This window comes from Streptomyces racemochromogenes, assembly GCF_044129415.1.
Lineage (GTDB): Bacteria > Actinomycetota > Actinomycetes > Streptomycetales > Streptomycetaceae > Streptomyces > Streptomyces racemochromogenes_A.
This window is the reverse complement of the sequence record NZ_JBBDHD010000213.1, coordinates 1-7,520: the sequence shown is the minus strand read 5'-3', so window position 1 is coordinate 7,520 and position 7,520 is coordinate 1. Positions and strand designations below refer to the sequence as shown.

Annotated in this window: 7 protein-coding genes; 2 read left to right on the top strand and 5 right to left on the bottom strand. The window is 75.4% G+C overall.

The features are described 5' to 3' along the window. Positions 1-107: 107 nt before the first annotated feature. Positions 108-521, top strand: a complete 414-nt coding sequence (locus WDV06_RS35420; protein ID WP_395513923.1) for a PaaI family thioesterase — start codon at positions 108-110, stop codon at positions 519-521. Positions 522-523: 2 nt separating this feature from the next. Beyond that, positions 524-1,834 carry an MFS transporter gene (locus tag WDV06_RS35415; RefSeq protein WP_395513922.1) on the top strand — a complete coding sequence of 437 codons (1,311 nt, stop codon included), beginning with the start codon at positions 524-526 and terminating at the stop codon, positions 1,832-1,834. A gap of 30 nt (positions 1,835-1,864) precedes the next feature. Here WDV06_RS35415 and WDV06_RS35410 read toward each other — a convergent pair whose 3' ends face one another. The 5 genes from WDV06_RS35410 to WDV06_RS35390 form a co-directional block, all read right to left on the bottom strand. Next, positions 1,865-2,332 carry a hypothetical protein gene (locus WDV06_RS35410; RefSeq protein WP_395513921.1) on the bottom strand — a complete coding sequence of 156 codons (468 nt, stop codon included), beginning with the start codon at positions 2,330-2,332 and terminating at the stop codon, positions 1,865-1,867. Positions 2,333-2,492: 160 nt separating this feature from the next. Next, a complete protein-coding gene (locus WDV06_RS35405; protein ID WP_395513924.1) occupies positions 2,493-4,061 on the bottom strand; it encodes an alpha/beta hydrolase in 1,569 nt (522 codons plus the stop codon). A gap of 176 nt (positions 4,062-4,237) precedes the next feature. Next, the gene (locus WDV06_RS35400) at positions 4,238-4,687 is read right to left on the bottom strand and encodes a hypothetical protein (RefSeq protein WP_395513920.1); all 450 of its coding nucleotides are present in this window, start codon (positions 4,685-4,687) and stop codon (positions 4,238-4,240) included. A 97-nt stretch (positions 4,688-4,784) separates the two neighbouring features. Further along, positions 4,785-5,879: an SCO0930 family lipoprotein gene (locus WDV06_RS35395; RefSeq protein ID WP_463668236.1), complete on the bottom strand. Its 1,095-nt coding sequence runs from the start codon at positions 5,877-5,879 to the stop codon at positions 4,785-4,787. Between the two features lie 158 nt (positions 5,880-6,037). Next, on the bottom strand, positions 6,038-7,465 hold the full coding sequence (locus WDV06_RS35390; RefSeq protein WP_395513918.1) for an NADH-ubiquinone oxidoreductase-F iron-sulfur binding region domain-containing protein: 1,428 nt from the start codon (positions 7,463-7,465) through the stop codon (positions 6,038-6,040). Positions 7,466-7,520: the final 55 nt, after the last annotated feature.

Below are 7,520 nucleotides of genomic sequence, written 5' to 3'. Positions count from 1 at the left end.
CGCCGCGCGGCGGCCCCCGGGGCCCCCCCCCGGGCGCGCGCCCCGGCGCCGCGCCCCCCCCCGCCCCCCCCCCCCCCCCCCCCCCCCCCCCCCCCCCCCCTCGCCGGGTGACGCTGACACCGGCAGAAGCCGACAAGATCCTCGCCGACAACTTCGCCCCCTGGGTGCTCGCCCTCGGCCTCACCGTCGAGGAGACCGGGGAGCGGCACGCCGTCCTGCGGCTGCCCTGGTCCGACTCCCTGGCCCGCGACGGCGGAGGCCTGTCCGGCCAGGCCCTGATGGCCGCCGCGGACACCGCCACGGTCATCGCGGTCTCCGCCGCGCGCGGCGCCTACGGCCCGATGACCACCGTCCAGCAGTCGACGAGCTTCCAGCGGCCGGTCATCGGCACGGACGTGCTGGTCACCGTCCGGGTCACCAAGCTCGGCAAGCGCATGGCCTTCGCCGACGCCACCATGACCCCGGACGGAGCCCAGGACCCCGCCGCGACCGCCTCCACCGTGTACGCCCTGCTCGGCTGAGGGTGACCGCGTCCGCCCCGCTCCGGCGCAATCGGGACTTCACCGTCTTCTGGCTCGGCCAGGCCCTGTCCGTCGTCGGCGGCTCGCTCTCGCTGGTGGCCCTGCCCATGCTGGTGCTGGACGCCACCGGCTCCCTCGTCCGGATGGGCCTGATCACCGTCGTCACGGGCGCGACCGGGATCCTCACCGGGCTGTTCGCCGGCCATGTGGTCGACCGCCACGACCGCCGCCGCCTGATGATCGCCTGCGATCTGCTGCGGGCCCTGCTGCTCGGCGCCGTCCCGCTGGTCTGGCTGACGGCCGGGCCGCGGATGTGGCCGCTGTACGTACTGACCGCCGTGGTCACCGCCTTGAAGACGGTGTTCGACGTGGCGTACGTGACCGCCGTGCCCCACCTGGTGGGGCCCGGGGAGCTCACCGCCGCCAACGCACGGCTCATGGGCACCTTCGCCCTCGGCACCCTGGCGGGCCCGGTCGCCGCCGGGTTCATCACCGCCGGGCCGGGCGGCGAATGGGCCCTCGGGATCGACGGGGCGACCTTCCTGGTCTCGGCGGTGAGCCTGCGCTGGGTGCGGTTCGGCCGGCGCACGCCGCCGGACGGGGCCCCCGCGCCCGCCTCCGGGACCGGGCGGCTGCGCGAGGTCTTCACCGTGGGCTTCCGCTTCCTGTGGGGGCACGCGCTGCTGCGCCCCCTGACCGTCCTGCTCACCCTGCTGACCTTCGTCACCATGGGCGCCACCGACCTGCTGATCTACCGGGTCCGGGAGGACCTCGGGCGGGACGCGGCCACCCTCGGCTACGTGATCGCCGTGAGCGGGCTCGGCGTCATCGCCGCCGCCCTCGTGGCCGGCCGGCTGCGGCGGGCCCTCGGCTTCGGACCGTGCTGGCTGGGCGCCGTCGGGCTGATCGCCGCGGCCGTGGCGGGCACCGGCGTCAGCCGCAGCGTGCCCGTGATCGCGGCCCTGGCCGCCGTCTTCATGTTCGGCACCACCCTCGGCGGGGTCAGCTCGATGACCCTGCGCCAGGAGGTCACGCCGGACGCGCTGCTCGGCCGGGTCACCTCCGCCTTCTGGACGGTGCACAACGCCGCGGGCCCCGTCGGCGCCGCCGTCCTGACCGTGGCGGGCGCCCGGTACGGGGTGCCGGCGGCCAGCGTGGCGGGCGGGGCGCTGTGCCTGCTGATCCTGCTGGCGGGCCTGGCCACCCCGCTGAGGGGAGCCCGGCGGCCGGCCGCGGAAGCCTGCCCGCCGGCCGCGGCCCCGGGCGGCACGCGCCGGGCGGGCCGCGCCGGGAAGCGGGCGCCGGGGGCGTGAGGGACGCCCCCGGACGCCCGTCCACCGGGATCAGATGTCGATCACGCGGTAGGCGATGGTGTACACGCCGCCGGAGCCCTCCAGCGAGCGGTACTGGACCTCGCCGCCGAACTCGCTGCCCGTGACCAGGGTCGCGCCCAGCTTGTCGTCCGCGCTGGTCGAGTCGTAGTCCCACAGGGTCAGCGTGCGCGCCTGCTGCTTGCCGAGGATCAGCGCGTTGTTGCCGTTGCCGTCCGCGAGCGAGCGCACGTAGCCGGTCCCCATCGTCTGGTACTTCACGTTGTTGCCCGGCCAGACCTTGACCTGGTTGCCGTTGGCGTCGGTGATGTCGAGGTACGCCTCGTCGTGGTCGCCCTCGCTCTGCTGGTGGCAGGTCAGGTCCAGCAGCTCGATCTTCACGTAGTCGATCGGCTCGGCCTGCGCGGTCCCCGCGAACCCGGCGAGGCTGCCCAGGGCGATCACGGCGGCGGCGGCGAAGCGGGCGGTGCTGCGGCTCATGGTGGGTCCCCCGAATGTCGGTTCCGTCGTCGGGCCACCGCGGTGGCCCGGAGCGCCGGTCCCCCCGGCGCGTTCACCACGATGCCGCTCCGGACCGCCCCCGCTCCACGCGCGTTCCGCTGAGCGGAACACCACGCGGGGGAGGGGGCGGGGACCGGGATCAGAACCGCTGGGGACCGGCCGGGAAGGGCAGCGGCGCCCGCCCCGGCAGGGCCTCGCGCGTCGGTGCCTGGGCGGGGGCGGTCGTGCAGGTCACGTCACGGGCCGGCAGCCGCCCGGTGGCCAGGTAGGAGCTGACCGGCGCCGCCACGCAGGAGTTCGGCTCCGCCAGGTACACCGTGTGCCCCTCCCCGCCCAGCGCCGTCACCATCCGCGAGCCCCGCAGCACGCGGTGCATCCCCTCCCCGCTCACCAGCGGGGTCTGCGAGTCCCACTCGTTCTGCACGGTCAGCACGTCCGCCCGGGTCCGCATCGGCGTGGCCGCCTCGACCGGGCGCTGCCAGAAGGCGCAGGGCTTGATGTTGGAGGCCATGTCCCCGTACAGCGGGTAACGGGCCTTGTCCCGTGCGGCGTCGCGCCGGTACTGCTCGGGATCGCGCGGCCAGGCGTCGGTGTCCCCGCACACCACCGACCAGAACACGGCCGTGGAGTTGTCCGAGGCGGGTTCGGCGGCGCCGCCCCGCAGGGCCGCGCGCAGGTCCGGCACGCTCGCGCCGCGGGGCGCCGGACCGCCGTCGGCCGCGGCCTTGAGCGCGCTGATGACCGGGGCCGCCTGGCTCGGGGTGAAGAACAGGGGGCGCGCCCTGCGGATGTCGTCCCCCGTGATCTTCTGACCGTTGAGCTCGACCGGGTCGCGGTCCGCCCGCGCCACCAGCCCCCAGAAGGCGGCGGAGACCGCCTCCGGGGTGGCGCCCAGGCGGAATTCGGCGTCGCGCTCGGCCGTCCACCGCGTCCAGCGCGCGAACGCCGGCTCCGCCTCCGTGGCCCACACCTGGAGCATCCCGCGCCAGATCCGCTGCGGGTCGACGGCGCTGTCCAGCACGAACCGGTCGGTCCGGGCCGGGAACATCTGCGTGTACACCGCGCCCAGGTAGGTCCCGTACGAGTAGCCCAGGTACGAGATCCTCCGCTCGCCCAGGGCCGCCCGGATCGCGTCCATGTCGCGGGCGGTGTTGCGGGTGGTGACGTACGGGAGCACCGCGCCGGCCTTCTCCCGGCACTTGTCGGCGACCGTGCGGGCCCAGGCCACGTCGGAGGGGAAGGTCTCCGGCCGGTAGGCGCGCTGGAACTCCTGCTCCGCGTCGGTCAGTCCGCAGCTGATGGGGCTGCTGGCGCCGACGCCCCGCGGGTCGAAGCCGATCAGGTCGTACTGCTCCCGGACCTCCTTCGGCAGTGCCGCGTCCGCTGCCAGCGGCAGGTCCAGCCCGGGGCCGCCGGGGCCGCCGGGGTTCATCAGCAGGACCCCGCGCCGCTTGGCGGGGTCGGGGCTCTTCACCCGGGATATCGCGAGGTCCAGGGTCCGGCCCCGGGGCTGCCGGTAGTCGAGCGGCACCTTGAGGGTCGCGCACTCGTACGAGGCCGGCTGCTCGGCACTGCACCGGTGCCAGGCGGGCTTCGGCGGGCCGTACTCCGGGCCGGAGGGGTCGGCGGCGGCCTGCGCGGCCGTCAGGAGCGGGAGGGTGCCGGCGAGCAGGCCGGCGGTGGCGAGCAGGGGAGCGAGGCGCTTCATGCGCAGCACGGAAGGGCCGTTCCTTTCGTCAGAAGGGCGGTTCCCTGCCCACCTTGGAGGACGGCGGCGCGGGGCGAATCATCCCTCACGACGGCTCTTGTCCTCCTCGCGAACGAGGTGATTCCGGACAACTGGCCGACGCGCCGCGCAGGTTGCGCGCGCGGCGCGCCGGTCCCTCAGTGGCCGGCGTGCGCGTCGCCGGTCTCGACGCTGCCGCCGAGCCGCTCGCGCAGGCCGGCCAGGGCGTCCGCCGACGGGCCGGTGACCACCCAGCGGTCTCCGACCAGGTAGAAGCCTCCGTAGGGCTCGGCCTCGGCCAGCCATGAGCGCAGGCCCTCCTCGGCGGCGAAGGTGGTCATGCGGAAGGCGCCCTGGCCGGTCGCACAGGCTCCCTGGCGCAGTTCCTCGGCCTGGGTGCCCAGTTCGGCGGTGCATCCGAGGGCGGCGGCGAGCTGCTCGACCGTCGCGGAGGCGGCGGGCGCGGCGCCCTGCGCGTGTGCGGCGTGGGCCGCGGGCGCGGACCCGGGGCGGGCCGGCGCGGCGGCGCAGGCGCCGGCCGCGAGCGCGGCGCACACGGCGGCGCCCAGCGCGAGCGCACGGCGGATCCGGCGGACGGACGGGGGCATGGCGACCTCACTGACGGGTCGAGGGGGAAGGAGCCGTGGTGCCCGGCGGGGGAGGGGGGCCGGGCACCACGGGATCGGGGGGCGGTGGGCACCGGAACTAGCCGGCGGCCTTCGCCTTCTTGCCCTTGTCGGTCACGGCGAACCAGAGGCCCTGCTTGCCCTGCCCGTTCGCGTCGCCCGGCTGCTTGTCACCGGTGAAGGTGTAGACGGGCCAGCAGTCGATCGTCAGCTGTTCGCTGCCGTCCGGCCGTTTCACCGAGCCGACCAGTCCGGCGGGAATTCCGGAGACCTCCGCCTTGTCCACCGGTTTGGCGGGTTTCCAGGTGTCCAGGCAGGCGTCGAGGCAGCCGAATTTCATCGGCCAGGCGCTGTCCTTGTCGAAACGGTAGAGGGTCCAGCCCTCCGCGTTCTGCAGGATCGGGCCCAGCTGTGCGTTCTGCCGCACCGAGAGCGAGAGCTTCTTCCCGGCCGTGCCGGTATCCGCCCCCGTTCCCATGTCCATTCCCGTTCCGGCGCCCATTCCCGAGCCCATTCCCGAGCCCATTCCCGAGCCCATTCCCGAGCCCATTCCCGAGCCCGTTCCCGAGCCCGCCGCCGGGCCCGCGCCCTTCCCGGCCGCGGCGGGCTTCCCGTCGGGTCCCAGGACGTGCCAGGTGCCGCCGACGCCCTCGCCGAGGGCGTCCCCCGCCTTGGCGTCCTTCGCGTAGCGGTAGACCGGCCACCCCCCGACGGTCAGCTGCCGGGTGCCGTCGGCCCGGGTGACCGAACCGAGCATCGCGGCGTCCACACCGGCCCCGGCCTGCGCGTCGTCCGCCGTGACCACCGGCCAGGCCTTGGCGCAGTCGCCCTCGCAGGCGGACTTCGGGGGCTTGGCCGTGTCCTTGTCGAACCGGTAGAGGGTGAAGCCCTCGCCGTCGGTGAGCCCGGAGCCCAGGCCGGTCATCTCCCGTACCTTCAGCTGCCCCGCGGGACCGGCCTTCGCGCCCCCGCCCGCCGGGGCGTCGCCGGCCCCGCCGCCGTCGCCCGCACCCGACCCGGAGCCGTAGCCCGACCCGTACAGGTCGAGCTGCTTGCTGTCGCTCACGGGTTTCACCGCATTTTCCTTCGCGGCGGAATTCCCGTCGGGACCGCACCCGGCCGTCAACAGCAGTACCGCGACCGCCGCCGACCCGGCGAATATCTCACGGCGCATTGTCTTCACGATCTCTCCTCTGGGTTCTGGTTCGATCCCGTGGGCTCACTGCCTTCGCCCATTGATACGGGGCCCGGGCCGGTCGGAGCCGCATTCCCCGGGAATTTGTCAGATCGCGACAGGAATGAACCCGGATGCCCGCGGCGGCCGTGCGCGCCTCATTCCCGGAAGCGCAGCGCGAGCGCCGGGCAGCGCCGGACCGCGCGCAGGGCCTTGGGCCTCAGCCGCGCCGGGACCGGCATGGACGCCTGGGCCGGGTAGCCGTCCGCGTCGAGCCGTACGACGTCGGGCAGGATGTCCACGCACAGCCCGTGCCCCTTGCACAGCGTCCAGTCGACGACCAGCCGCTCCGTGCTCCCGCCGCCGTCCTCCTCCCGCGGCAGGGCCAGGGAGCCCGTCACCGGGCGTCCGCAGCCGCTGCCGAGGGCGTGGTCGCGGAACTCCTCGGGGAACGCGTTGAGCGCCGAGTCGACGAAGTGGGCCGTGCCGTCCGGATGGCTGCACGCGCCGCGCCGCCGCACCGCTCTCAGCCGGGCCTCGACCGCCTCCAGCGCGGCCCTGCCCCCGCCCCGGACGGCGTCCTCCAGGACATCGGCCAGCGCGGGCAGCCCCCGCACGCACGGCCCGCACTGCCCCGCCGACTCCTTCGCCATCCAGCGCGCCACCGCCGCCACCTCCCCGGCCGGACAGGTCTCCTCGGGCAGCGGCAGCACCGCCCCCGCCCCGAGCACCGCACCGAAGGCGGCCAGGGACTGCCGGGACAGGCCGGCGGAGCGGGCCGCCCCCGGATCGAGCCAGCGGCCGTGGTAGCCGCCGACCAGCACCCCCTGGCCCACACCGCTCCCGCACAGGTCCAGGACGTACGCCAGGGAGGTGCCGGAGGGGGTCTCGACGACGGTGGACCCGGCGACGGTCAGCAGCACCGTCCCCGGCTCGGACGGCAGGCCGACCGAGCGGTAGGCCGGGGCGCCGAGCCGGGCGGCGACGGCGAGCTGCGCGTAGGTCTCGGTGTTCGACAGCAGGGTCGGCATCCCGCCCAGGCCGCGTTCGCTGGTCCGCACCCGCTGCCCGGACGGCAGCGCCGGACCGCCGTTCAGTCCGCTGACGAGGGCGGTCCCCTCGCCGGTGACGAACCGTTCGGGGAGCCGCGCCACGCGCACCCGCCGGCCCCCCGGTCCCCGCTCGTCGACGGCGTCCCGCACCGAACGCTCCACGTCCGCCCGGGTGACGGCCACCACCACCTCGTCGGCGGAGACGGCGGCCGCGGCCAGCAGGGCGCCGTCCAGCACCAGGTGCGGGGCGTGCAGCAGCAGGGCCGTGTCCTTGAGACAACTCGGCTCTCCCTCACTGCCGTTGACCACGACGGCGGTGGCGGCCTCCTTCTCCCGGGCCGACCGCGTGACGGCCAGCAGCTTGCGCGCGAACGGGAACCCCGCGCCCCCGCGCCCGCGCAGGTCGATGTCCGAGGCGAGGTCGGTGAGTTCGTCCGGGCGCAACCGCGGGAGGGGGCCGTGCACCGCCAGATGGGCCTCGCGGTCGAGCCACCCCGTCCGGTCCAGACCGGCCAGCAGCCGGGGCGCGCCCATGCTGCGTGCGCATGTCCGCGAGCTGGAAGGCCACGCCCTGGTTGTCGATGATCGG

Excerpts from the sequence above, each read along its gene's own strand:
- WDV06_RS35410 (WP_395513921.1), bottom strand. The coding sequence starts at position 2,332 with ATGAGCCGCAGCACCGCCCGCTTCGCCGCCGCCGCCGTGATCGCCCTG.
- WDV06_RS35405 (WP_395513924.1), bottom strand. The coding sequence starts at position 4,061 with ATGAAGCGCCTCGCTCCCCTGCTCGCCACCGCCGGCCTGCTCGCCGGC.
- WDV06_RS35400 (WP_395513920.1), bottom strand. The coding sequence starts at position 4,687 with ATGCCCCCGTCCGTCCGCCGGATCCGCCGTGCGCTCGCGCTGGGCGCC.
- WDV06_RS35395 (WP_463668236.1), bottom strand. The coding sequence starts at position 5,879 with ATGCGCCGTGAGATATTCGCCGGGTCGGCGGCGGTCGCGGTACTGCTG.
- WDV06_RS35390 (WP_395513918.1), bottom strand. The coding sequence starts at position 7,465 with ATGGGCGCGCCCCGGCTGCTGGCCGGTCTGGACCGGACGGGGTGGCTC.